We start from the raw sequence: 25,065 nt of genomic DNA, 5'->3' as shown, positions 1-25,065 counted from the left end.
CGGTCAGGCTCCTTTGGAAAGCAGGGTAAAGGCACGGGCGTAGCTGTCGCCGGGACGAGTGACATCAAAGTGGACATAGGGCATGCCTTCGGCCTTGGCCCCCCCCAGATTCTTGGCCTGATCGTCAACAAAGACGCAGTCCGCAGCCGGCAGGTTCAGACCATCGGTCACCAAGCGAAAGGCACGCGGGTCAGGTTTCAGGATACCGGTATAGGTGGCATCGACGATCAGGTCGAAATCGGAAAGGAAAGGCAGCTTTGCCCGGAAATCCTTGCCGTAGAACAGGTCAAGTTCGTTTGACAGGATCGCCAACTTGTATCCCGACGCCTTTGCTTGTGCGATAGCCTCCAGCGCCTCGGGCCGGATCACCGAAGCGGGATCGGCCCCGCGCAACCGACCGACGAACTGAGGAAACTCGGTCCAGACCTCACCCACCAGCGCCCTGGTTTCTTGCATCCGCAAAGCCCAGTATTCGCGCTCTGTCATCTCACCGGCCTGCATCGCGCACCATGGCGCATCACCAGCAGGGTCAAAGGGGCCGCGCCACGTCAGCGTACCAGGGGCAAGGCCAAGGGCCGCTTCCGACAAAGCATGCGTTTCGAAGAGGGTTTTCGAAATGACCCCGCCAAAATCCAGTACGAGCGCCCGGGTCACAGCTTCACCCAAGCGGTCTTGAGGTCGAGGAACTTGTCGAAAGCGTGCAGCGACTTGTCATGCCCGTTCCCGGATTGTTTGACGCCGCCCAAGGGCACCGACAGGTCAGACCCGCCATAAGTGTTCACATGCACCAGCCCGGCGCGGATCTTCCGGACCATCCGGTGTGCCCGCGACAGGTTCGAGGTCCACACTGCCGCCGCCAAACCATAGGCCGTATCGTTTGCCAAGGCGACGGCCTCGGCCTCGGTGTCGAAGGGTGTCACGGTCAGTACTGGACCAAACACCTCATCCCGGAAAACACGATCCTGAGGGGCCGCATCAGCCACAATGGCGGGCTGCATGTAGTAACCGCCGGTCTCTTGCAGGATGCGTTCGCCACCGATGACGCTCCGGCCATTCGCTTTGGCTTCCTCTACGAAAGCAAGGTTCTGCATCAACTGGCGTTCGGAGTTGATCGCCCCGGCTTGGGTCGTGCCGTCCAGCGGATCGCCGACCTTGATGGCCGCCGCATGTTTGGACAGCTTTTCGACAAAGGCCGCATGAATACTCCGCTCGACCAATATCCGTGATCCGGCAATACAGACCTGTCCCGAGTTACGGAAGATGCCCTGCGCCGAGACTTTGGCGGCCTCGTCCAGATCGGGGGCATCGGCAAAGATGATGTTCGGTGACTTGCCGCCAAGTTCCAGATAGACACGCTTGAGGTTGGACCGCGCCGCCGCCTCGAGCAACCGCCGCCCGGTGCCACCTGATCCGGTAAACACCAGCACATCAACGTCCATTGATTCTGCGATGGCCGCGCCAACGACTGCGCCTTCCCCTGTGACGACATTAAAGACGCCGGGGGGCAGACCCGCCTCCAGCCCCAATTCCGCGACTCGAACGAGGGTCAGACAGGCGGTTTCGGCTGGCTTGAGCACCATAGTGCAGCCCGCAGCCAGTGCAGCCGCGAACTTCCATGCGCCAATCATGAGCGGAAAATTCCATGGCACGATGGCCCCCACGACACCCACCGGTTCACGGTGGACGAGGCCAAGGAAGGCCGGGTCAGTGGGCGCAATCTCGCCGTACAGCTTATCAATGGCCTCGGCATAGTATCGGATCGTTGCCACGGCCGAGAGCGGTTCGGCCTTTAGCGCCATGCCAATTTCGGTGCCATTCTCGCGGACGCCCAGCACGGCGATTGCCAGCGCGTCAGCCTCGATCAAGTCGGCCCACTTCAACAGCACCTTTTTGCGCACCGCGGGGGCGAGGTCAGACCAGCGACCGTCGTCAAAGGCCCGGCGGGCGGCAGCGATGGCAGCATCGGTGTCGGCCTTTGTCCCTCGCGCGTAGGTGGTCAGGGCGCTGCCGTCGATGGGCGAGATGACGGTCATTGTCCCGCCATCAGAGGCCGCAACGCGGCGTCCGTCGATGATGTGCAGGAACGGCGCGAGCGGCGCAGTGCGAAGGGATTCAATATGAGTCTGCATCTTGTTGGTTCTTTATTTACACCAGTGGTGCATATTATGCACCGCGGGTAAGGGCGGGTCAACCGCCCATTCACCCTCAGCGAACCGTGGCGCCATAGCATTCCGTGCCTGGCTAAGAGGAGATCAGCTCGGAACGAACCGGGCAGCAGCAGCACGGAATTCGGCTGATGGCCGCCCCCCGAGCCCAAAGTTGAGCTTTTCTGCCTCGGCGAACAGCGCCTCAATTGTCTGGCGCCGCAATTCATTCGTCATTCGATGCGCGGGCATCGCCACGGCAATCGCGCCCGCGGGCGTGCCATCAGTATCAAAGACCGGCATCGCAATTCCGTAGACGTCATCCTCATTCGTCTGGTCGGCCTCAGCATAACCTGTCAGCCGAATCTCCTGCAGACGCGCCCTTAGAACATTGGGATCTGTGATCGTCCGCGAGGTCTTCGCCGGAAGCGATTCTGCCAAAGCACGATCAACGAAATCGGGACGCGAGAACGCCAGAACGACCAATCCGGACGCAGTAGTATGCATGGGAAGGATCTCGCCCGCGACCAGCGAAACGCGACTGCCCCGGTTGCTTTCGCTGACGCCGATTGTGGCAAGGGCACGGCCGGAAATCAGTGAAGCATGTGCAGTTTCACCAATCGCCGCCGACAAGGTGTCGAGCGAATGCTGGAATACGGAAGACACAGGAAATGCCGTTTCCCGCACCCGGGCAAGCCGCAGAACGCCCGCGCCCAGCCGGTAAAGCCGCGCATCTCCACGCTTTTCCAGCAGCCCGTAGTCGCACATGACCAACAGCATGCGATGCACGGTCGCCTTGTCCACGCCCGATCTGCGGGCCAGCTCCGACAGCCCGATCTCGGGCTCGGATTCAGAAAAATAATCAAGCAAAGACAACGCTTTGGCTACGGTGCTGGACATGATGGCGCCTGCGCTTCCCGAAATACCCCGCCGAATACGCGTCAAATTCGTTGACGGAACGCGGCGTGACGACTATTGTTGAACCACTGGTGATAATAATAAACCGCAGAGAGGTCGTCAATGCTTAACTCGAAACTTGTCCTGCTTGCCGTGGCGGCTGCAAGTCTTGCCGGACCGGTGGCCGCTGAATACCCCGATCGTCCTGTCAGCTTTGTTGTCCCCTTCCCGCCGGGCGATCTCGAAGATGTCCTGACACGCATGATCGCCGAAGATTTCCAGACCAAGTATGGGGTCGCGGCGGCCGTAGTCAACAAACCGTCCGAGGGCGGGCCCTTTCCCGGCGCGGCCGAAGTCGCCACTGCCCCCGCAGACGGCTATACCATCGGCTCGTTCGTGGTGGACATCCCGGTCGTCGGCCCTGAAGTCGGCGTTCCCGCGCTCAACCCCAATCCGTTCGAGCCACTGGGCATCTTCCTGACCTATCCCTTCGTCATCGCCACTGCGGCTGACAAACCCTACTCCACCATGGCCGAGTTGGCCGAGCATTCGAAAACCGAACCGCAACTGCTTGGCCATTTCGGCGCTTTCCTTCTTCCGACTCAGGCAACGCTTGCTGCGGCCAAGGAGATGGGCTTCGCGTGGGGGGGCGAGGCGTCCTCGGGCGCGCTGGACTGCAACTCGCTGGCCTCGGGCGACTTTGATGTGATCAACACTACGATCCAGCAACTTCTTCCCTGCCTTGACAGCGTGAAGATTCTGGCCACCGTTACCGAAGGTCCGATTTCAGTCGTCCCGGATGCCCCAACACTTGCCTCAGTTGCCCCCGATCTGAACATTTCGCTCTGGAACGGGCTGTTCGTTCACAAGGACACTCCGGCTGATGTGCGCGAAAAAATCATCGCATCGGCAAAGGAAACCATGGCTTCGGCCCGTGCGCAGGAACTTGCTGCCCAGACCGGCGCGAGCGTTTATTGGATGGATGCCGCCGACGCCACAGCCCGGATCGCCTCAGACATCGAAGTCTCGGGGCGTATCGCGACAATGCTGGCCGAATAACGCCAGCCCGGCCCAAGCCCCTGCCGGGGCTTGGGCTTGATTCGGCCCGCGTGGCGCGACTGTCTTTCCGTCGGCCCCGGCCAGCAAAGAACATCAGCCAGCGCAAGACAGAGGTGGGTCGTATGAACCTGCAAGAAGACGACCATCCGCATGTATTCCCCGAAAGCCGGAAGCCGGGCGAAATCTTGTTCGTGACCATCAGCATGATGATCGCCATCGCGCTGCTCGCCGCGGTGCCGTGGCAAACAACGTGGCTGGAGGGCAAGGGTCTGGCGGCACAACCGCGGTTCTGGCCCACGTTGTCGCTCGGCGGCGTGGTCCTGTTCGGGCTAATGAACGCCATGTCGCGCGTCCGCGTCACGCGCACGCCCGGCCGCTGGCAAGAAGCTGCGGTCTGGTTGCGATCGCTCGAGTTCATCGCTTGGTACATGCTTTATGTGCTGGCGATCCCGATGATCGGCTACCTGCTTGCCACGCTGGCCTTCTGCGCGGGCCTGGCCCTGAGAATGGGTTACCGGGGCAAGACGGTCTGGATCGCGGCGGCCTTTGGCCTGTTCGTCGTCCTGTTCTTCAAGACCGGCATGAACGTCAAGATTCCATCGGGCGCGATCTACGAACTCGCGCCGGAACAGCTTCGCTACATCCTGATACGCTATTTCTGAGGGCCCCATGGATATGTTTTTTTCCGGCATCGAGATGCTTGCCCGTTGGGATGTGATCGCTGCCTTGTTGATCGGGTCGATTGGCGGCGTGCTGGTCGGTGCGATGCCCGGCGTCGGTGCGGCCGTTGCCATCGCCATCGCCTTGCCCGTGACCTTCTCGCTGGAACCGATCGTGGGCCTTACGCTGCTTTTGGGCATCTACGGGTCCTCGATGTTCGGGGGTGCGATCCCGGCGATCTTGGTCAACACACCCGGCACGCCGGTCAATGCGCTGACCACCTATGACGGCTACCCGATGACCAAACGGGGTGAGGCGCGTCGTGCCCTCAGCCTTGCCTATTCCGCGTCGTTCTATGGGGCAGTCCTGTCCATCGGTGCTCTGATCCTGTTGGCCCCGGTCCTGGCCAAAGTGGCGCCGATGTTCGGCGCGCGCGAAATCTTTCTGGCTGCCCTTCTGGGGATCGTGCTGGTCGTTGTGACCCATCGCGGACAGGTGCTGCCCGCCGCCATTCTGGCTTGCCTTGGCATCTTCTTATCGACCATCGGAATTGAACCCACCGCCTACACCCAGCGATTCACCTTTGATCAGCCATGGCTGCAATCCGGGGTCGATCTGATCGTAGTGGTTCTGGGGCTTTTCGCCATCAGTCAGGCGCTTGTCCTGCTGATGAGCAAGGACAAACCTGTCAAGCTGCCAGCGGTTGAAAAGACTGGATTTTTTAACCAGATGCGCGAGTTGTGGGTTTACAGGCGCATTGCCACAGTCGCGTCTTCCTTTGGTGTGATTTGCGGGATGATCCCCGGCGTGGGCGAGTTCATGTCGCAGTTCATGTCCTACTCCTACGCGCAACGCACCTCAAAGACGCCTGAGGCATTCGGCAAGGGCAATCCCGAAGGCATCGTCGCATCTGAAGCCGCGAACAACTCGGTTCCCGCTGCCGCAATGATCCCGCTGCTGGCGCTCGGCATACCGGGAGAGGAACTGACGGCGATGATGCTGGCGGTGTTCTACGTTCACAACGTCGTCCCCGGCCCGCGCCTCTTTGCCGAGCATATGGACTTTATCTATGCGCTCTACATCAGCCTGTTCATTCTGAATGTGATCGTGGTGGCCTTCCTGTTCGTGGCCACACGCTCGCTGATGAAGGTGATGCTGATCCCCAACCGCTTCCTTGGCATCATGATCCTGACCTTCAGCCTGATTGGCATCTACACGCTGCGGAACTCGCTGACGGATATCGCCATCGCCTCGGCCTTTGGCTTTTTCGGGTTCATCCTGAAACGGCTGGATCTGCCGACCTCGCCTGTTATCCTTGGGATCGTGCTGGGCAAGCTGATGGAGGATCGGTTGCGCACCGCAATGGCCCGGGTGCGCGAGCCTTTGGACTTTATCGACCGCCCCATCGCCTTTGTCCTGTTCCTGATGATCCTGCTGGCCATCGCCGGTCAGGTCTGGACGGTGCTGAAGTCACGGGGCGCCAAACGAAAGGAGGCCACGAATGGCTGACCAGCACACTCAAGATCTGATCGCAAAGCGGCGGGCACTCTTGGGGCCGAACGTCTCGACATTCTACGATGACCCTGTCCACATCGTGCGCGGCGAAGGTGTCTGGATGTGGGATGCCGAAGGGCGCAAATATCTGGACTGCTATAACAACGTGCCGCATGTCGGGCATTGCAACCCGCGCGTGGTGCAGGCGATCTGCCAGCAGGCCGCAACCTTGAACACCCACACCCGCTATCTGCACGACGGCATTCTGGCCTATGTCGAACGCCTAACGGCAACCTTCGACGACCCGCTGAAAACGGCGATCCTGACCTGCACAGGGTCCGAAGCGAATGACATCGCGCTGCGGATGGCCGAAGCCATGACCGGCAAGCGCGGGATCATTGCGACGGATGCCACATATCACGGCAACACGACGCTGGTCAGCCATCTGTCGAAAAGCAATGTTCCCGAAGTGGGGTTCGGGTTGGGGCAGTACCTGCGCCATGTCGAGGCGCCGGACAGCTATCGCATCGCTGATCCTGACGGACAGCATTTTGCATCCAAAGTTCAAGAGGCAATTGACGATCTCGAGCGGTCAGGCATCGGCTTTGCTGCATTGATCGTCTGCCCTTTGTTCCTGAATGAGGGTTTCCCCGGTCAGGCCGAAGGATGGTTGCGCCCAGCGGCCGAGGCTGTGCGGCGCGCGGGCGGTCTTTTGATCTGTGACGAAGTACAATCGGGCTTTGCACGCTGCGGCAGCCATTTCTGGGCTCACCAAAAGCAGGGCGTGGTGCCTGATGTGGTCACGATGGGTAAGCCGATGGGCAATGGCCATCCAGTAGCCGGACTGGTGACAAGTGCCGAGGTGTTAGCCCGCTTCCGCAATTCATTCCGCTATTTCAATACGTTCGGTGGAAATCCGGTCAGTTGTGCGGCAGCTGTGGCTGTGCTGGATGAGTTGCAGGAGAAAGACCTGCAAGCCAATGCCGCCAAGATCGGCAAACTGGCCCATCAGCGCCTGACCGAGTTGTCGCAGACATACCCGGTGATCGGTGACGTGCGGCAGTCGGGCATGGTTTTTGGCGCGGAGTTCGTGCTTGATCGCGACACCAAGGCGCCCGCAGCCGCCTATGCCGATCTGGTGATCAACAAGATGCGGCACCGCGGGGTTATCCTTTCCAAGCTGGGCCGCCACAAGAACACGCTCAAGATCCGCCCGCCAATGCCTTTTGGCGAGGAACATCTTGACCTCTTGATAACCACGCTGGACGAGGTCCTTGCAGAAACTCCGGTCGTCGCATGACCAAGGATGTCCACGAAGCCCTTGCCTTGTGGGGCCTTGACGGGGCGGAATGCAGCTTTGTCGCGGGGCGCGAAAACCGTGTTTACCGGGTGCGCAGCGCATCCGGCGACCATGCCTTACGGATCAAGCGACCCGGCTACCGGGATGAGGATGAGCTGCACTCTGAACTCGCTTGGCTAGAGGCGATGGACAAGGCTGGGCTGCATGTTCCGAGGCCGCGTCCCTCGCGGCAGGGCAGGCTTCTGGAGCGGCTTGGAGACGGGTTTGTCGATCTTGTTGATTGGCTGCCCGGCACGCCGATGGGAAAAAGCCGCTCTCCATTGACCCTGCGCAATCGAACGGCAGTTTTCCAGAAATTGGGTGCGGAAATGGCCCGTCTGCATGACGCATGTGACGCTTGGCACCGCCCAGAGGGGTTTCGCCGCTGCCACTGGGATATTGACGGTCTTCTGGGTGACGCGCCCCTCTGGGGCCGTTTCTGGGAAAACCCGACCCTCGACGCGCCGACGCGCCATTTGTTTTTGCAGTTTCGTCAGGTCGCACGGGATCGCCTTGCCCATGCAGGCAACACCCTCGACGCGGGTCTGATTCATGCCGACTTGGTGCGCGAGAATGTCCTATTGGACGGGCACGTGATCCGGATGATCGACTTCGATGACGGCGGCTTTGGCTTTCGCCTGTTCGATCTGGCCACAGTGTTGTTCAAGAACTTGGCCGAGCCGGATTATCCGGAACTCAAGGCGGCCCTGATCGCCGGATATCACGGCCAGCGTCCGCTGGACTTGTCACTTCTGGACCTGTTCCTTGTTTTGCGGGCGCTGACCTATGTCGGCTGGATCGTCCCGCGCATAACGGAAGACGGCGGGGCCGAACGAAACAGACGGTTCATCGAAGAAGCAAAGGGCCTTTGTGCCGATTACCTCGAAGCGACGGCAGTTCAATAGGGGAAACGAGATGACGAAAACCATACTGGTCATCGGAACATTCGACACCAAGGCGGATGAGCTGGCCTATCTGATCGACCGGATCGCGGCGCAGGGCGGCGCGGTGCTGGCGATGGATGTGAGTGTGCTGGGCGAGGCAAAGATCCCCGTCGAAGTCAGCAAGCATGATGTGGCGGCTGCGGCGGGCGAAACCATCGATGGTCTGATCGCCCTAGGCGAAGAGGGCGAGGCTTTCGCCAAGATGAGCGCAGGGGCGGCGCTGATGACCCGCCGCCTGTATGACGCCGGCCGTATCCACGGCATGATCGCGCTTGGTGGCACCATGGGCACTGACCTCGCGCTCGACTGTGCGCAGGCCCTTCCGATTGGTGTGCCCAAATATATCGTCTCGACGGTGGCCGGATCGCCCTTGATCGCGGCCGAGCGGATGGCGGCAGATGTGCAGTTCATCCTTTGGGCTGGCGGGCTCTATGGCCTGAATCCACTGTGCAAATCGTCACTCAGCCAAGCCGCAGGCGCGGTGCTCGGTGCGGCGCAGGCGGTTGAACCGCCCGCCTTCGACCGCCCACTTATCGGCATGACATCCCTTGGCTCATCGTGCCTGAAGTATATGAAGCGTCTGCATCCTGAACTGACGAAGCGCGGCTTTGACATTGCCGTGTTCCATACGACGGGCATGGGCGGCATGGCGTTTGAACGACTGGCTGCCGAAGGCGTCTTCGCCTGTGTGATGGACTTTTCTCTGCAGGAATTTGTCAACGTGCAGCATGGGTCTCTGGTCAGCGCCGGGACCGACCGGCTGACAGGGGCTGGCCGCAGCGGCACACCGCAATTGGTGGCGCCCGGCGCGGCTGATATCCTTGATCTGGCGGGCTGGCAGGAGATTCCGGCCCGATTCCAAGACCGCCCGTTCCACCAGCACAACCGGTTGATCAAGAACGTGGCCTTCAACGCCGAAGAGCGCCGTGCCCTCGCGCGTGCAATGGCCGATCGTCTGGCGGCAGCCAAAGGTCCGACGCATTTCTTCCTGCCAAAGGGAGGAATCGAAGAGTGGGACCGCCCCGGTGAGGCCGCGCATGACCCCGAAGGGTTGCTCGCCTTTACGACCGAGGCCGAAGCCGCGATGGCAGGGCGCGTCGAAATGACCGCGCTAGATTGCCACATCAACGACATCGCCTTTTGCGATGCTGTGCTGGCGCAACTTGATGCCTGGATTACGGCGGGAATCGTCGCCCAAGGCAGGGTGGCGTCGTGATGGGCACATTTTCCGGTAAGTGCGCCCTGATTTCGGGAGGCGGGACTGGCATCGGCGCCGCAGCCGCCCGCAGGATGGCTCGGGATGGTGCAAATGTCGTCATCATGGGCCGAAGGCAGGCCCAGCTAAAGGAAGTCGCGCACGCGATAGGGGCCGAGATATTCGTCGGCGATGCGGCCGATCCGCAGCAGGCTGACGCAGCGATCAAGCAGACTGTCGAGCGGTTTGGTGGATTGGATATCGTCGTCGCTAACGCCGGCGGACACGGATTCGCCACTATCGCCGAGACGACGGACGAAGACTGGGAGGCGTCGCGGCGCGCCAATCTTGATACGGCAGTTATCCTTTTGCGTGCAGCCATGCCCGAGCTAATCCGCAGCAAAGGCGCCATCGCCGTAACCGCCTCCATCGCCAGCCTTGCCGCGCCGGCCAGCGCCTTCGGCTATACGGTTGCAAAACATGCCCAGATCGGCCTTGTCCGTTCCATCGCGCGCGATTTCGGTCGCTTCGGTGTTCGCTGCAACGCAGTCTGTCCCGGCTGGGTTACCAGCGAAATGGCAGATGGCGAGATGGATGAACTACGGGTACGGATGAATCTGTCGTCCCGGGAAGAGGCATATGCTTTGGTGACGCGGGACGTGCCGCTGGGTCGTCCCGCCAGTCCTGATGAGGTCGCCGCTGCCATCGCCTTCCTCTGCTCTTCCGAGGCCGCAATGATTACTGGAGCGATCCTGACGGTCGATGGCGGCTCGACGGTTGTGGATGTGCCGACCCTCTCTTTCAGCTGAGAAGAGGGCGCAGCTCTGGATTGAGACAAATCAGTGCTCACGTCGTGGGCCGCTATCAGACTAATGAGAACCAGGCTCTGTAAACCCTTCCCTGCCTATCAGTTAGGCAGCGAAAAGGCCGCACCATTCCGCGAGAGCGGCAGCGCGGGGCTGCATGTAGGTGTCGCGGTTCTGGAGGTGGCGCTCCGTCGGAAAGTGGTTGTGGACCGAGGCATGCACCGAGGCGAACTTCTGTAGCGTTCGTATGCGTCGGAACCGCGACATCGCCCGCTCTCGTCGTCGGAATGGCAAATGGGAATTCTCGGCCCGATTGTTGAGCCAGCGTCCCATCTCGCGGTCGTCGCCGCGACCGAGATCTTTTGGCGCAGCGCCGTAGGAACGCAGCTTGTATTTCAGGATCGTCTCAGGTCGACCGTGACGCTTCATTAATTTCATGGCTGCCTTGCGATCTCGCGTCTTGGTGACGATGCTTTCCAGCATCTAACCTTCGTGATCGACAGCGCGCCACAGGCAGTGCGTCGTCCCGTTGATCTTCAAGTAAGTTTCGTTCAGGTGCCACCGCCAGTGGCGATAAGCAGCGCTACGGGGAGAAACGCGGAGCGGTTCTACACCAATGGTCAGTGGGACGTTACATAGCTCGCCCATTTCTCCAGAACATCTCGCCGTTCCTCCAGAAGATCTGATCGCTGGTAGGCCGCATCGAGGGCTCTTGGTTGATGCGCCAACACGAAATCTGCAACCATCTTCCGAACGCCGGATTCCGCCATCCAGCTCCCCAAACAGGCGCGCAAGCCATGTACTGTCAGGCTCGGATCAAACCTCTTGATCGCGTTGAACAACACGTTTTCATGCGGCGGCGGTTCACCCAGGACATATCGGTGACGCCCCGTCTCTGTCCGAATACCATCGATGACAGCCAGGGCAGGAGTGGATAGAGGCTGCCGATGCTCTTTACGGGTCTTCATTCCAAGCGCTGGCGTCGTCCAGATGCACCGCTTCAGATCAAGGTGCGACCACTCCATCAGCCGGATCTCGCCGCTGCGCTTGCCTGTCAACAAGGCCAGTGAAAGTCCAGCCCTGGCAGGGGCGCTCAGATCGGGATTTGCCGTACTCCAGCGCCAAAGCTCTGCTGCGCGCTCAGGCTCCAATGCGGCATGATGGCGGATGATGCGGACCCTTGATGGCATTGATCTGACGGGTGGGCATGGGTTGAAGTCGCACCAGCCCCGGTCAACGGCATAATCGAGGATACGTTCAATGTTGCTGCGCAAGCGCTTGCCCACGGTCTGCGTCCCAAGCCAGACGTCACGGAGCGCATCGACGATCTCTGATCGTTGGAGGGCGTTGACAGGCCGCTCGCCCAATGCGGGGAAGGCATGATCTCGAACTTGCTGAAATACCTGTCGCCGGTAGTCGTCATTGGAGATCCCGCCACTGGCGTGCTCCTCGAACCATTTGGTGGCGGCCTCCCGGAATGTTGGTGTTGCGTTCCGAGATGACACGCGTTCACCGGTAACAATCTGAGACAACGCGATGGGGTCCAATGTGACGGCCAAAGCGTTCCTGATTGTCTGAACGCCATGGCCTGCCTTGACGAGACCTTTGATCGCCGATGCTGCCGCGCGCGCCGCCTCTGCCTTGACCTCAGGCCATGGGCCGATCGTGAAGTTCACCCTCTTGCCTCCAACGACGATCCGGGCGACCCAAGTGATGCGTCCCGTTGAACGGGCGAAGGCGTAAAGATTTGGCGTCCCATCGGGTGCCCAGACCTCTATCTGGCGGGCGGAGAGGGCTTCCAGATCCTTGTATCGGAGTGCCATTCGTATGCCATAAGTAGCCAAACATCATGGCAAGAATGGCATGCCCTGAGACACCGTGCAACGACATATACCATAAAAACAAAGCAATATGGCACGCCACGAACGTCCTGGGAAAAGAATAAGGGGGGCAGACAGCCCCCCTTTGCCTTCTCAGTAGACCACAACGCTGCGGATCGACTTGCCTTCGTGCATCAGGTCAAAGGCCTCGTTGATCTTTTCTAACGGCAGGACATGAGTGATCATCGGGTCAATTTCGATCTTTCCGTCCATGTACCAGTCGACGATCGTCGGCACATCGGTCCGGCCCCGAGCACCGCCAAAGGCCGTGCCCTTCCAGATGCGCCCCGTCACCAGTTGGAAGGGGCGGGTTTCAATCACGGCGCCAGCAGGGGCCACACCGATTATGATCGACTGCCCCCAGCCACGATGAGTGCATTCAAGTGCGTCGCGCATCACCTTGACGTTGCCAGTGCAGTCAAAAGAGTAATCCGCGCCCCCGATCTTGTCGAAGGGCGTCTTGGTCATTTCGACGATATGGTTGACGACCGAGCCTTCAATTTCTTTCGGATTGACGAAATGGGTCATACCAAAACGCTCGCCCCATTCCTTTTTGTCATTGTTCAGGTCGACACCGATAATCATGTCGGCCCCGGCCATCTTTAGGCCCTGGATCACGTTCAGACCAATGCCGCCCAGTCCAAATACGACAGCCTTCGCACCAATCTCAACCTTCGCCGTGTTCAAGACCGCGCCGATGCCGGTGGTCACACCGCAGCCGATGTAGCAGATCTTGTCAAAGGGGGCGTCGTCGCGAACCTTGGCCAAGGCGATTTCAGGCATCACCGTGTGGTTGGCGAAAGTCGAGCAGCCCATGTAATGATAGATGGGCGTCCCATCCAGCATCGAGAAACGGGTGGTGCCATCAGGCATCAGGCCTTGTCCTTGGGTCGCGCGGATCGCGGTGCAAAGGTTCGTCTTGCGCGACAGGCAGGACGGGCATTCCCGGCATTCAGGGGTATAAAGCGGGATAACGTGGTCCCCCGGTTTCAGGGATTTCACTCCGGGACCGCATTTCACCACCACGCCCGCGCCTTCGTGGCCAAGGATGGACGGGAAGATGCCTTCCGGATCTGCGCCTGACAGCGTGAATTCGTCGGTATGGCAAATGCCGGTGGCTTTGATTTCGATCAGAACCTCTCCCTCTTTCGGGTCGTCAAGGTTCACTTCCATGATCTCAAGCGGTTTGCCTGCGGCAACGGCGACGGCGGCGCGGGTACGCATGAATGATCCCTCCCTTATTCAAATATGGCGGCAGGCTGGTCGAAAGCTTCCTCCAAGGCAAGTCATGATCCGACATTGAAAGGCCTTTTCCCGTCTTCCTCTGTCGTTGCTTGAGGCCCGCTTGCCCGAGGGCCCACGGATTGCTTAGGATGCATTGCGGCAACCACATCCCGCCATCGTCCTTCGTCACCTGATACGAGTGCTTGTGTCTCTTTCTTTCCGTTCCTGCCATTTGATAGCGCTTGCCACTTTGTTGGCGGGGTGCATGGGCTTTGGGCAGGGACGCGCGCCCGGCCCAGCCGTCCTGCCACCTTCGCTTTTGGCGGATCGGCAAGAGCACGGATGCGACGCGGAAAATCTCTCCAACCTAACGGGCCAGCATTTCACCAGGCTGGCAGAAATCCGCCTTCGAGGGCAGTTGCGGGTCTTGTGGCCCCAACAACATGTCACCCGTGACTTGCTGCCCGACCGGTTGAATGTACAAGTGAATGGCGCTGGTCAGATCCAGCGCATGTTTTGCGGTTAACGCGTTTGGAGGTTTTCTGTGATTATGAGTTCCCGCTCCAGTGCCGGTGGTTTCGCTCTGGCTTTCCTCATTGCCCTTGCAGCTTGTACGCCCTCGGAGGTGCCATTGCCGAGCCCCGTGCCTCCCGGTGCGGATGCTTGCGGCGCGAGTGAGCTTCAGTATTTGCTTGGACAGAAAGCGGCTGTGCTTGCCGCGCTTTCCTTGCCCGTAGGCACAAGGATCATTCCGCCCGGAACGGCTGTGACGATGGATTATCGACCTGATCGTCTGAACATTGAATTGGATGACAACGACAGGATCACGCGGGTGCACTGCACTTGATCCGGCTGTCAAAACGCTAATGAAAAACCCCCGGCGCAAAGGCCGGGGGTTTTTTAGTAAGTCTGATTACATCCGGTAGGTGGTGTGGCAGTCTTTGCAGGCGCCGCCGACGCCGCCCATACCTGCCTTGATGCCGTCCAAAGAAGAGGCGTCCAGCGCAGTTGCGGCAGCGTTCAGGGCGCCGGCCTTGGCTACGAAATCATCCCAGTTCGTCCAGATTTCCGGTTTGGCTTCTGCTACGGGATCGGTCGCTTGGGGTTCAAACTTGGCAGCGATGTCTGCCGAAGCCGCGATGATCGCATCCTTTGCGGCCTGTGCTGCGGCGGCATCGAAATCGGCTTTGCCACCCGCCATATCGCCCAATGTCTTGGTGTTCATGCCGATGGTGCCCATCAGGTCCATCCGTGCCTTGACGGTTGGATCTTGCACGCCTTCTTTCGCGATTGCGACACCGGCGACAAGCACAAGCCCTGCAATCAATCCCTTGCTAACAAACTTCATTATCTGGCCCCTTGTTGGTTGTAATAGGCAGCAAGAGTATAGGCGCGACATTGCGTCGCGATAGTGACCTTGTCACCTTCGGGCGCGTCCTCACGGGAATGTCATAACAGCGTGATCGGGGACTCGCCTTGTTGAACCTAGGGCGCTAAAAAAGAACATAAAGTGAACAAATATCCGAGTCGCATGGCCATCCGGCGTGTCCTTTCCCTGTGGTTTCCGCGCATGGCGGTAGAGCGTGTCCTGCGGGCGCGTCGTGATGTTCTGCCACAACCGTTTGCCGTGGTGGGGATGCGCCAGCAGGCACAGGTGCTGGTCAGCCTGAACGCCGAGGCCGAGGCGACAGGTCTTCGGCTGGGTCAGCCGCTGCGGGATGCCACGGCCATGTGCGGTCATTTGCTCACGGTGGCGGAACATGCGCCGGGCGATCAGGTTTTTCTGGCGGCACTGCGACGCTGGGCGGGAAAGTTCAGCCCTTGGGTAGCAGAAGAACCCCCTGACGCGCTGGTTGTTGACCTGACAGGCTGCGCGCATCTGTTCGGGGGCGAGGAGGGGATCTTGGAACAGGTCGCTCTGGATTGCGCCGATCTGGGTCTGACCGTGCGGGCCGCAATCGCCGATACACGCGGTGCGGCTTGGGCTTTGGCGCGGTATTCCGGGGCGGCGGCGCGCAGCGAACGCAACGGGGACGCGATCCAGCAAGAGGCACGGGCCACACGGTCGCGCGCCGTGGCGCGGCGGGCAGGGGGGACGGCCTCGCCACGCACCGCACCCTTGGGCGTGATTGCGCCCCCCGGCACCATGCGGCAGGCCTTGGCACATCTGCCTCTGTCGGCGCTGCGGCTTCCCCCGCGTGCGGTCGAGGCCTTGGGCCATTTGGGTCTGCGCCGGGTTGAAGAAATCGTGGGGCTTCCCCGTGCGGCTCTGGCACGGCGCTTTGGGGCCGAAGTGCTGCAGCGGATTGATCAGGCCTTGGGCCATGTCTCTGAACCTGTCAGCCCGGCACGGGGAAGCCTGCACTTCGCGGTACGCATCAGCTTTCCCGATCCGATCGGCCTTGTCTCGGATGTGGCGGCGGGGTTTGATCGGCTGCTGCCCGCACTTTGCACCAAGGTCAAGGAGAGGGGGCGCGGCGTCCGTGTCTTACGGGTCGAGGCGCAAAGGGTGGATGGCAGTGTGGCATGGGCCGACATCGCCTTGGCGCGGGCCACGGATGAGGCTGACCGTCTTCGCCCGTTGGTCACAATGAAGATCGAAAGTTTTGACGCGGGCTTTGGTTTTGACCGTCTGAGGCTGGAGGCGCGAGAAACCGAGGTCATTCACCAGATCCAACATCGCGGCCATCTGGATGCTGCCGCCGCAGCTGCGGAGCGCGCAGGGGGGGATCCTCGGTTCGAGGATCTGGTGGCCAAGCTGGGCACTCGGTTAGGCCAAGAGGCAGTTCTGCGCCTGCATCCGGCGGAAAGCCATATCCCTGAGAAAACCTTTTCGGTTCTGACCGCTGCCTGGTCCGAGGCTGCAACAGGAGAATGGCCCGAACCTCGTGCCCCCCGCCCGGTGGTGATCTTTCGCCCCGAACCGGTGCAAGCCCCGGAAGACCGCACCCCTCCGGCGCAGTTTCGCTGGCGGCGGCGTGACTTTGCATTGCGGGTGGCGGTGGGGCCGGAACGGCTGATGCCGGAATGGTGGTGGGATGATCCGAACTGGCGCAGCGGCCCGCGTGACTATTGGCGGATCGAGGCGGAAAGCGGCGACCGTCTATGGCTGTTCTATGCCCATGGCGGCGAGATTGGTGGCGGCTGGTTCTGCCAAGGCATCTTTGCCTGAGCCCCCCTCAGGCACCTCCCACCCGCCCGCCCCGGTGCCCTCGGGGGGCGGTTGGGGCAGGACCGCAGGTGTCAGATCAGCGTGATCCGGCCCTCGCCGGGGCGGTCGGGCACAGTGATCTGGCCAATCACGGCTGCGGCTTGGCCTGCCTTCGACAAGGATTCCAACATTTCTGATACAAAGGCTGGTGGCACGGTCGCCAAAAGACCACCGCAGGTTTGCGGGTCAAAAAGCACATCTGTCAACGGCCCCGACGGTCCATCCACATGCCAGTCCAGCGCCGACCGATTGGCCGGAAGAAGGGTTGATCCAACGCCTTGGGATGCCAGATCCAGCGCGCCCGGCAGCAAGGGAACCGCCTCCCGCGTCAGTCGGGCGGATGCCGCGCCTTTGCCCAACATTTCCCAAAGATGACCCAATAAGCCAAAGCCGGTCACATCGGTCATCGCCGTCGCCCGCTCGCGCAAGATCGACGCAGCCGGGGCCAAGGGCCGCTCCATTGAGGCGATGCAGCCCGCCCATGCCTCGCCCAGCAAAAGATTGCGGTCGGTCAGTCGCGCCAAGGCCATCTCGGCGGCCAAGATCACACCCGTCCCGAGCGGTTTGGTCAGCAGAACTGCATCCCCCGGCCGAGCGCCTGCCTTCGGGACCGTCAGCCACCCCAAGCCGGTTACGGTAAAGCCGATGGTCAACTCGTCTCCGACGGTCGTGTGCCCACCTGCAATATCGGCCCCAGCGGCCCGGATTACCTCGGACGCTGCCGCCATAACCTCGGCCAGCATCCGCTCTTGCAGACTAGCGGACAGTCGCGGCAGGGTGATCTGTGCCAAGGCCACTTGCGGCTCGGCCCCCATCGCCCAGACATCGCCCAAGGCATGAATGGCCGCCAGTCGCGCCATCAGGGCGGGGTCGTTTACAAAGGCGCGTAAATGATCCGTTGTGATGACCTGTCGCGCACCGCCTACATGCAACACGGCCGCGTCATCCCCCGGCCCGGACAGAACATCCTCGCGCCGAGTCGCGGGCAGGCCGGAAAGCGCGGACGACAGGGCCGCTGGCCCAACCTTGGCCCCGCACCCCCCACACATGGGTTTGTCCCCCATCGCTTCGATCAGCCCATCGGCATGCAGGCGCGGCACCGAGGGGCCAGCCATCTGCGGATAGTCTTCGAACTTTGCCATGAACTTGCGGTCAATCCGATCTTTCAGATCCCACAGCCATGCCCCGCCTGTCCGCAAACCGAACTTGTCGGCGACGGCCGTCTTCCCGCCCATTGAAACCAGTTTCAGATAGTCGCGCTGCGGTGAATAGGCCCGAAATCTGCCGCCTGAAACCGAGGCGCGCAGGTTGTGGAACAGGATCGGTGCCTGTCTTACGGCGAAGACCCCGGCCTTTGGGCGAGGCGCAAAGGCCATATGGGCGCAATCACCGGCCGCAAAAACATGCGGATCCGAGCTTTGGAGACTGGGCCCGATGCGGACAAACCCATCTTCCAGCTCCAGCCCTGTCTCGGCAAGCCAAGTCTGGGGCCGCGCCCCTGCGACCGAAAGAGTAAAGTCGGTGGCAAGGTTACTGCCATCGCTCAACTCAACCCAGTCCGCGCTGAGCCGTCGTGCGGTTGTCCCTGCGCGCAGCGTGACCCCGGCAGATTTCATTGCGGCAATCAGTGTCGCCCGTGTCGCCGCAGCAATTCCGGGCAGGGCCACGGGCTCCTTCTCCAGAACCGTCACCTGCCCATCGAGCCCTGCAGACTTGAGACGATGGGCCGAGGCCAAGGCAAGTTCCACCCCTCCCACTCCGCCGCCAATAACCGTCACACGGGGATGTGGTTTGGCCGTCGCGACAAATTTTTCCCATCGGTCGGCATAGGCACCCAAAGGTTTCGCTGAAACGCCATGTTCGGCATATCCCGCGATTTCCGGCAAGTCAGACGCAATGCCGATATCAATCGAGGCAACGTCGTAAGGCAGCAGGCGCCCCGAAGAAAGCCGGGCCATGCGTGCCTTCGGGTCCAGCCCGACCACCCGATCCAGGATGACGCGGGCACTTGCGAAACGCGCCAACCGCACCAGATCAATCATCAGGTCGCGTTTTGCGTAATGCCCGGCAATCGCACCGGGCAGCATCCCGGTATAAGGGGCAATTGGCCCCGGATTGACGACCGTCAACCGTGCTCCGGCCAATGGGTCCATACCCCACATCCGCAACACAAGTGCATGGGCATGGCCTCCGCCGATCAGCAGAATGTCTTGGGTTGCAGGGAAGGGCAGGTGCATCGCTTCGTCCTTTAAGATCCGCCAGAACCTAGTCGCTCTGGCAAGAAAGGGCGAGAGCCCGTCAGGTCACACCGTTGTGGGGCGCACTTTCCCGCTTGCGCGTTTCGCGAACTCCCGCCTAGGCTGCATTCATGAATTCGCGGACGGGAATGCGTGTCACTCAGACTCAACGACTGGCGCTGACCAGTTCCCTTCGCACGGCCCTTCGCGTTTTGAAGATGGATGCGGCAGGATTGACGCGCTATCTGGAAGAGCAGGCCGCTGAACTTCCCGCGCTGACCTTGCGTCCCGCATTGCCCACCTTGGGGGATTGGCTACCGCGTTGGTCGGGAACCAGATTTAGCGCACAGCCAGACCCTGATCAGATTGCGGCGGCACCTGAACCCAGCCTGATGGCCCATGTAATACAAGCGTTGCCGACCTTGGTGCCCGCTGGACCGCAACGTCGAATTGCTCTTGCCTTGGCAGATGCTCTTGAACCCAGTGGTTGGCTTGGCCAAGACCTTGCGGCCATCGCGCAAACGTTAACTGTGTCACAGTCAGAGGTCGAAAATGTGCTGCTGCAGCTCCAAAAAATCGACCCCGCAGGTCTTTTCGCGCGTGATCTCGCCGAATGCCTGCAACTCCAGGCCAAAGACTTAGGTGTGCTCGATCCGACGATGAAGGTTATGCTCTCCAATCTTGGTCTGGTCGCATCGTCAGATTGGGGGGCGCTCGCGGCGCTGGCACATGTCTTGCCCGAGGACATCCGTTCTACCTTTGCAACGTTGCGCAGTTTCAACCCCAAGCCGGGGGCAAGTTTCTCCTCTGTTGCAAGCCCACTTCGTGAACCGGATCTCTTGGTCCACAGATCAGAGGCAGGCTGGACTGTCGAACTGAACCGCTCAAGCTTGCCATTGCTTTCAATTGACGAGGCAGGAGAGGGGGCCGCGCAGGCGAAGGCGGTGATGAAGTTGGTCGACCAGCGGAATGTCACTCTTTTGCTGGTCGGGCGCGCCGTTCTGGAACACCAGCGTCCCGCGCTAGAGGCGGGAACCGAAGCCTTCGCCCCGCTGACAATGCAAATGATTGCCGACGAACTTTCTCTGCATAAGTCCACCATCAGCCGCGTGGTCGCAGGCGTGGCTATTGATACACCCAAGGGGACATGGTGGCTGCGTTCTCTCTTTTCAGCCGATATGGGGGCAGGTCTCGGGGCTGCGGCATTGCGGGCGCGCTTGTCCCGGCTTATCGCCGAAGAAGACAAGTCCGCCCCCCTTTCGGACGATGCCCTCGCAGCCCAGCTTTCAACGGGCGGGACCGTCGTCGCCCGCCGGACTGTTGCAAAATATCGTTCGGGGTTGAAAATCGCACCCGCCAATCGGCGTAGAAAAAGTCGCAAGCGCTAAGGCTAGGCCCTATCCCGCGCGGGACATGATTTCGCACAGGTCTGCAATCGACAAAGGCACCGGATTTCCCTTCATTGACGATGCATCTTGCGCCGCCGTCGCGACAGTCGTGTGCTGATGCATTGCCAAACCCATTGCCGACAAACGCGGCAAACTCGCGGCATGAGCCCAATCAGAGAGGCGCAGCGGAGCCTCATCGGCATCACAGCCCAGACACGCACCAAGAATGCGGGCAACGGCTTCGACCCGATCCCGTGCTAGACCTTCGCAGCGTTGGCGGTTCACGGCCAGAACCGGCCCCAGCAAAGCCCCACAAATCGCTCCATGCGCAGCGCCGGTCATGCCGCCGATGACGCCAGCCAAGCCGTGAACGGCACCTAAACCAGAATTTGCCAAGGCCAAACCGCCGCACAGCGAGGTCCATGCCAAATCATCCCGCGCTTTCGCATCCTCGCGCTGCATCAAAGTAACCAGGGCAGTCATTCCCGGCAGAATGGTCGGCGCTGAAATCTGATCGCTATACGCCGTGGCGCGGCAGCTCAGATAGGGTTCAATCACCTGTGTGACCGCATCCAGACCCGATGCCAAAGTCACGTCTCGTGGGCAGCCATCAGTCAGCGCCGGATCGACAATCGCCACCCGTGCAATCATCCGATCATCGCGCAGGCTTACCTTTCTGCCCAAATCGGGCAAGCCAATCACAGCATTCTTTGTTACTTCGGCCCCTGTGCCTGCGGTGGTCGGGATGGCAATGAAAGGCAAAGGCGCCCGCGCCAAAGGAAGAGCTTTGCCAACCACTTCAAGATGATCCATCACCCCGCCCGGTGCGGGGATCAAGGCAGCCAAGGCCTTGCCCAGATCAAGGACCGATCCGCCCCCTAAGGCAAGCACCACTTGCGGTTCAAATTCCTTTGTCCACCGCAGCGCCTCTTCCAACATGGCGAGCGTCGGCTCGCCGTAGCAGAGATACCTTTGCACCTCCGCCCCGCCAGCGGTCAGCGAGTCAACCAACCAGTCAGACCGCTCCATTGAACGCCCATGCAGAAACAGCACGCGCTTGCCAAATGCCAAGGTTTCCTTTGTGGCCTTAGCGGACGTCCCTCGGCCAAACAGAATCCGGGGCGGCTGCTGGATGGAAAAACTCATACTGTCATCGTGGCCTGAACCGCACGCTGCCAGCGGGCATATTTCGCATCGCGGTCCGTCGGCGACATAGCTGGCTCAAACCGCCGCTCCAGCGCCCAGCCCTTGCCAAATTCCTCAGGCGGCGGACAAATCCCTGCCTGCATCCCCGCCAGATAAGCGGCGCCAAGCGCTGTCGTCTCGGTCACAACGGGGCGGTCCACGGGAGCGCCAAGGATGTCCGACAGGAATTGCATGGCCCAGTCGCTCGCGGTCATCCCGCCGTCAACGCGCAGCACGCCATCTGCCGCTGCGCCCCAGTCTGACCGCATCGCTTCGAGCAGGTCACGGGTTTGATATCCAACACTTTCAAGGGCCGCACGGGCCAGTTCCGCCGGACCTGAATTTCGGGTCAATCCGTAGATTGCCCCCCTGCATTCTGGCCGCCAATAGGGCGCGCCAAGGCCTGTAAAGGCCGGGACCAGCACAACGCTTTGTGCAGGATCGGCCGCATCCGCCAAAGGCTGCGTTTCCTTCGCCTCCCGGATGATCTTCAACCCATCACGCAGCCATTGCACGACTGCACCTGCGATAAAGATCGACCCCTCCAGCGCATATGTTGTTTGGCCATTCAAGCGATACGCAATCGTCGTCAAAAGCCGGTTCGTCGAAGGCACCATATCGGCACCGGTGTTCAATAGGGCAAAGCAGCCGGTTCCGTAGGTGGATTTCATCATGCCCGGCTGAAAACAGGCCTGCCCAACCGTTGCCGCCTGCTGATCGCCAGCCACGCCCAAAATCGGAATTTCACGCCCGAAAAGATCCGCCCTTGTCACGCCAAAATCGGCAGCGCAATCCTTCACCTCGGGCAAAAGTGACATCGGCACCCCCAACAGGGCGCAAATTTCGGCATCCCATTCGTTCTTTGCGATGTTGTAAAGCATGGTGCGGGCGGCGTTGGTTGCATCCGTCGCATGGACCTTTCCGCCAGTCAGTTTCCAGATCAGGAAGCTGTCCACTGTGCCAAAGGCTAACTCGCCCGCCTCGGCCCGTGCCCTTGCACCGGGAACGTTATCCAAAAGCCATTTGACCTTGGTGCCCGAGAAATAGGGATCCAGCAGCAATCCGGTGCGAGCCGTGATCATGGCCTCATGCCCGGCCTCTTTGAGCGCGGCGCAGGTGTCAGCGGTGCGGCGGTCCTGCCAGACGATCGCGTTGTGAATAGGTTGGCCGGTCAAGCGGTCCCAGATCAGCGTGGTTTCGCGCTGATTGGTGATGCCGATGGCCGCAATCTCGGTTGCATCGCCCCCGGCCTTTTCAATCGCTGCCCGCGCCGTGGCCGCAACGGTCGCCCAAAGATCAGAGGGGTCATGTTCAACCCAGCCCGAGGCCGGATAATGCTGGGGAAATTCTTCTTGCGCTACCGAAACCACCCGCAGGGCTTGATCAAACAGGATGGCGCGAGAGGAAGTGGTCCCCTGGTCGATGGCAAGGATATGGGTCATTGGACGTGGCCTTCAGGAACGTTTCGCGGGGCGAAGAATGTCGTACCAGCTTCTCCACGCCTAGTCCTTTTCGTCAGACCCGCGCGTCCGGCACGAGACCAAGAATTTTCGAAAATTCTTGGCAAATTTCTTCGAAGAAATTTGCGGGAGGGCAGCTTTCGCCGCCCTCCCTTGGCTCCCTTGCGGGATCAGTTCTGCCAGGACTTGATCAGCTCGTCATACGAGATGGTCTCACCCTGCGGCTTTTCGTTCTCCAGCTTGGCCACCGGCGCGCCGGGGGCATCCAGCCATACTTGGGCATCCTGCGGCTCGTTCATCTTCGGACCGATATCGCCCTGAACGCCGGCACGCTCCAGACGCTCCAGAACCTTTTCCTGCTCTTCGCAAAGGGCATCCAGCGCTTCCTGCGGGCTCTTTGCGCCCGACATGGCGTCGCCGATGTTCTGCCACCACAGCTGTGCCAGCTTCGGATAGTCAGGAACGTTCGTACCGGTTGGCGACCACTGAACGCGGGCGGGCGAGCGGTAGAATTCCACCAGACCACCCAGTTTTGGGGCGCGGTCGGTGAACGACTGGTGCTGGATCGTCGATTCACGGATGAAGGTCAGACCAACGTGCGACTTTTTCACGTCGACGGTCTTCGAGGTGATAAACTGCGCATAAAGCCATGCGGCCTGTGCGCGGTCGACCGGGGTCGATTTCATCAGGGTCCACGAACCGGCATCCTGATAGCCAACCTTCATGCCATCCTGCCAATAGGTGCCATGTGGCGAGGGAGCCATGCGCCACTTCGGCGTGCCATCCTCGTTCATGACCGGCAGGCCTTCCTTGACCATATCGGCTGTGAAGGCGGTGTACCAGAACATCTGCTGTGCGATCGAGCCCTGCGCCGGCACCGGACCCGCTTCACCGAAGGTCATGCCTTGGGCTTCTGGCGGGGTGTACTTCTGCAGCCATTCGATGGCCTTGGTCACAGCATAGACGGCGGCGGCGTCGTTGGTGGCGCCGCCGCGGGCAACGCAGGAGCCAACAGGACGGCTGTTTTCATCGACGCGGATACCCCATTCGTCAACCGGCAGGCCGTTCGGCTCACCCACGTCGCCCATACCGGCCATCGACATCCACGCATCGGTATAGCGCCAGCCAAGTGACGGGTCTTTCTTGCCGTAGTCCATGTTGCCATAGACGCCCGAAGCCGGGCCGCCGGCATAAGACATGTCACGGCCAGTAAAGAATTCGGCGATGTCTTCATAGGCCGACCAGTTCACCGGAACGCCAAGGTCATAACCGTACTTGGCCTTGAAATCGTCCTTGGTCTTCTGATCGTTGAACCAGTCATAGCGGAACCAGTAGAGGTTCGCGAACTGCTGGTCGGGCAGCTGGTACAGCTTGCCATCCGGTGCGGTGGTAAACTTGGCGCCGATGAAGTCAGCGATATCAAGATTCGGGTTGGTGAAAGCCTTGCCTTCTTCTTCCATCCAGTCCGAAAGAATGCGGGCCTGCTGATAGCGCCAATGGGTGCCGATCAGATCCGAGTCGTTGATGTAGCCGTCATAGATGTTTTCGCCGGTCTGCATCTGCGTTTGCAGTTTTTCGACGACGTCACCTTCGCCGATTAGGTCATGGGTGACCTTGATGCCGGTGATGGCCGTAAAGGCCGGAGCCAGAACCTTGGCTTCGTATTCGTGGGTGGTGATGGTTTCCGAAACCACCTTGATCTCCATGCCGGCCAGCGGGGCGGCAGCATCAATGAACCACTGCATTTCCGCTTCTTGACCAGCGCGGTCCAGCGTCGACAGATCGCCGATCTCGGCATCGAGGAAGGCTTTTGCAGCCTCCATGTCGGCCCAAGCTGGGGCCGCCCCCATGGCCATCAGCGCAAGCGCCATGGCAGTTGTCGTTTGACGTAATCTCATTATGTAATCCTCCCAGATTGTGAGACGTCCGTTTTTGCAGTCTA

Annotated in this window: 21 protein-coding genes and 1 pseudogene; 11 read left to right on the top strand and 11 right to left on the bottom strand. The window is 60.7% G+C overall.

What is annotated here, in order from left to right; translation table 11 throughout:
* Nucleotides 1–3 precede the first annotated feature (3 nt).
* From ACSBLW_RS10935 to ACSBLW_RS10925, 3 genes are all read right to left on the bottom strand, one after another.
* Nucleotides 4–654 (bottom strand): HAD-IA family hydrolase, encoded by a 651-nt coding sequence (locus tag ACSBLW_RS10935; protein ID WP_435256653.1) that lies wholly within the window; start codon nucleotides 652–654, stop codon nucleotides 4–6.
* Nucleotides 651–2,129: an aldehyde dehydrogenase family protein gene (locus tag ACSBLW_RS10930; protein ID WP_435256652.1), complete on the bottom strand. Its 1,479-nt coding sequence runs from the start codon at nucleotides 2,127–2,129 to the stop codon at nucleotides 651–653. The genes ACSBLW_RS10935 and ACSBLW_RS10930 overlap by 4 nt, the downstream gene beginning before the upstream one ends.
* A 123-nt stretch (nucleotides 2,130–2,252) precedes the next feature.
* Nucleotides 2,253–3,044: an IclR family transcriptional regulator gene (locus ACSBLW_RS10925; RefSeq protein ID WP_435256651.1), complete on the bottom strand. Its 792-nt coding sequence runs from the start codon at nucleotides 3,042–3,044 to the stop codon at nucleotides 2,253–2,255.
* Nucleotides 3,045–3,164: 120 nt separating this feature from the next.
* On the opposite strand from ACSBLW_RS10925, the gene ACSBLW_RS10920 reads away from it, so the two are divergent.
* The 7 genes from ACSBLW_RS10920 (at nucleotide 3,165) to ACSBLW_RS10890 (ending at nucleotide 10,541) form a co-directional block, all read left to right on the top strand.
* A complete protein-coding gene (locus tag ACSBLW_RS10920; RefSeq protein WP_435256650.1) occupies nucleotides 3,165–4,100 on the top strand; it encodes a tripartite tricarboxylate transporter substrate binding protein in 936 nt (311 codons plus the stop codon).
* 122 nt (nucleotides 4,101–4,222) lie between these two features.
* The gene (locus tag ACSBLW_RS10915; RefSeq protein ID WP_435256649.1) at nucleotides 4,223–4,762 is read left to right on the top strand and encodes a tripartite tricarboxylate transporter TctB family protein; all 540 of its coding nucleotides are present in this window, start codon (nucleotides 4,223–4,225) and stop codon (nucleotides 4,760–4,762) included.
* A 7-nt stretch (nucleotides 4,763–4,769) separates the two neighbouring features.
* Nucleotides 4,770–6,269 carry a tripartite tricarboxylate transporter permease gene (locus ACSBLW_RS10910; protein WP_435256648.1) on the top strand — a complete coding sequence of 500 codons (1,500 nt, stop codon included), beginning with the start codon at nucleotides 4,770–4,772 and terminating at the stop codon, nucleotides 6,267–6,269.
* Entirely contained in the window at nucleotides 6,262–7,554 is a 1,293-nt protein-coding gene (locus ACSBLW_RS10905; RefSeq protein WP_435256647.1) for an aspartate aminotransferase family protein, read from the top strand. The genes ACSBLW_RS10910 and ACSBLW_RS10905 overlap by 8 nt, the downstream gene beginning before the upstream one ends.
* Entirely contained in the window at nucleotides 7,551–8,498 is a 948-nt protein-coding gene (locus ACSBLW_RS10900) for a phosphotransferase enzyme family protein (RefSeq protein WP_435256646.1), read from the top strand. Before ACSBLW_RS10905 ends, ACSBLW_RS10900 begins: the two co-directional genes overlap by 4 nt.
* A gap of 10 nt (nucleotides 8,499–8,508) precedes the next feature.
* A complete protein-coding gene (locus ACSBLW_RS10895; protein WP_435256645.1) occupies nucleotides 8,509–9,753 on the top strand; it encodes a Tm-1-like ATP-binding domain-containing protein in 1,245 nt (414 codons plus the stop codon).
* On the top strand, nucleotides 9,753–10,541 hold the full coding sequence (locus ACSBLW_RS10890; protein WP_435256644.1) for an SDR family NAD(P)-dependent oxidoreductase: 789 nt from the start codon (nucleotides 9,753–9,755) through the stop codon (nucleotides 10,539–10,541). Before ACSBLW_RS10895 ends, ACSBLW_RS10890 begins: the two co-directional genes overlap by 1 nt.
* Before the next feature lie 102 nt (nucleotides 10,542–10,643).
* Here the strand turns inward: ACSBLW_RS10890 and ACSBLW_RS10885 are convergent.
* From ACSBLW_RS10885 to ACSBLW_RS10875, 3 genes and pseudogenes are all read right to left on the bottom strand, one after another.
* Nucleotides 10,644–11,117: pseudogene (locus ACSBLW_RS10885) on the bottom strand (IS6 family transposase); the annotation flags it as partial.
* Nucleotides 11,118–11,158: 41 nt separating this feature from the next.
* Nucleotides 11,159–12,361, bottom strand: coding sequence for a tyrosine-type recombinase/integrase (locus ACSBLW_RS10880; protein WP_435256643.1), 1,203 nt, complete (start codon nucleotides 12,359–12,361; stop codon nucleotides 11,159–11,161).
* A 150-nt stretch (nucleotides 12,362–12,511) separates the two neighbouring features.
* Nucleotides 12,512–13,642, bottom strand: coding sequence for an S-(hydroxymethyl)glutathione dehydrogenase/class III alcohol dehydrogenase (locus ACSBLW_RS10875; RefSeq protein WP_435256642.1), 1,131 nt, complete (start codon nucleotides 13,640–13,642; stop codon nucleotides 12,512–12,514).
* A 265-nt stretch (nucleotides 13,643–13,907) separates the two neighbouring features.
* Here ACSBLW_RS10875 and ACSBLW_RS10870 point away from each other — a divergent pair, with 265 nt between their 5' ends.
* Together ACSBLW_RS10870 and ACSBLW_RS10865 are read left to right on the top strand one after the other, a co-directional pair.
* Nucleotides 13,908–14,168, top strand: coding sequence for an I78 family peptidase inhibitor (locus ACSBLW_RS10870; RefSeq protein ID WP_435256641.1), 261 nt, complete (start codon nucleotides 13,908–13,910; stop codon nucleotides 14,166–14,168).
* Nucleotides 14,169–14,192: 24 nt separating this feature from the next.
* Nucleotides 14,193–14,489, top strand: a complete 297-nt coding sequence (locus tag ACSBLW_RS10865) for an I78 family peptidase inhibitor (protein WP_435256640.1) — start codon at nucleotides 14,193–14,195, stop codon at nucleotides 14,487–14,489.
* 66 nt (nucleotides 14,490–14,555) lie between these two features.
* Here the strand turns inward: ACSBLW_RS10865 and ACSBLW_RS10860 are convergent, their stop codons facing one another.
* Nucleotides 14,556–14,990 (bottom strand): c-type cytochrome, encoded by a 435-nt coding sequence (locus ACSBLW_RS10860; protein ID WP_435256639.1) that lies wholly within the window; start codon nucleotides 14,988–14,990, stop codon nucleotides 14,556–14,558.
* A gap of 183 nt (nucleotides 14,991–15,173) precedes the next feature.
* Here ACSBLW_RS10860 and ACSBLW_RS10855 point away from each other — a divergent pair, with 183 nt between their 5' ends.
* On the top strand, nucleotides 15,174–16,814 hold the full coding sequence (locus ACSBLW_RS10855) for a Y-family DNA polymerase (protein WP_435260096.1): 1,641 nt from the start codon (nucleotides 15,174–15,176) through the stop codon (nucleotides 16,812–16,814).
* A gap of 71 nt (nucleotides 16,815–16,885) precedes the next feature.
* On the opposite strand, the gene selD is transcribed toward ACSBLW_RS10855, so the two are convergent.
* Nucleotides 16,886–19,090 carry a selenide, water dikinase SelD gene (selD, locus tag ACSBLW_RS10850; protein WP_435256638.1) on the bottom strand — a complete coding sequence of 735 codons (2,205 nt, stop codon included), beginning with the start codon at nucleotides 19,088–19,090 and terminating at the stop codon, nucleotides 16,886–16,888.
* Nucleotides 19,091–19,221: 131 nt separating this feature from the next.
* Between selD and rpoN the strand changes: the two genes are divergently transcribed.
* Nucleotides 19,222–20,478 carry an RNA polymerase factor sigma-54 gene (gene rpoN, locus ACSBLW_RS10845; RefSeq protein WP_435256637.1) on the top strand — a complete coding sequence of 419 codons (1,257 nt, stop codon included), beginning with the start codon at nucleotides 19,222–19,224 and terminating at the stop codon, nucleotides 20,476–20,478.
* Between the two features lie 9 nt (nucleotides 20,479–20,487).
* Here rpoN and ACSBLW_RS10840 read toward each other — a convergent pair whose 3' ends face one another.
* From ACSBLW_RS10840 to ACSBLW_RS10830, 3 genes are all read right to left on the bottom strand, one after another.
* Entirely contained in the window at nucleotides 20,488–21,624 is a 1,137-nt protein-coding gene (locus ACSBLW_RS10840; protein ID WP_435256636.1) for an iron-containing alcohol dehydrogenase, read from the bottom strand.
* Nucleotides 21,621–23,105, bottom strand: a complete 1,485-nt coding sequence (glpK, locus tag ACSBLW_RS10835) for a glycerol kinase GlpK (protein ID WP_435256635.1) — start codon at nucleotides 23,103–23,105, stop codon at nucleotides 21,621–21,623. The genes ACSBLW_RS10840 and glpK overlap by 4 nt, the downstream gene beginning before the upstream one ends.
* Before the next feature lie 188 nt (nucleotides 23,106–23,293).
* Complete coding sequence (locus ACSBLW_RS10830; protein WP_435256634.1) at nucleotides 23,294–25,021, bottom strand: ABC transporter substrate-binding protein; 1,728 nt, start codon at nucleotides 25,019–25,021, stop codon at nucleotides 23,294–23,296.
* Nucleotides 25,022–25,065 lie beyond the last annotated feature (44 nt).

Origin of the sequence: Thioclava sp. FR2, assembly GCF_051200875.1 — a bacterium.
Taxonomy (GTDB): domain Bacteria; phylum Pseudomonadota; class Alphaproteobacteria; order Rhodobacterales; family Rhodobacteraceae; genus Pseudotabrizicola.
Note: the sequence above shows the minus strand (reverse complement) of the source record. Positions and strands in the feature narration are given on the sequence as shown.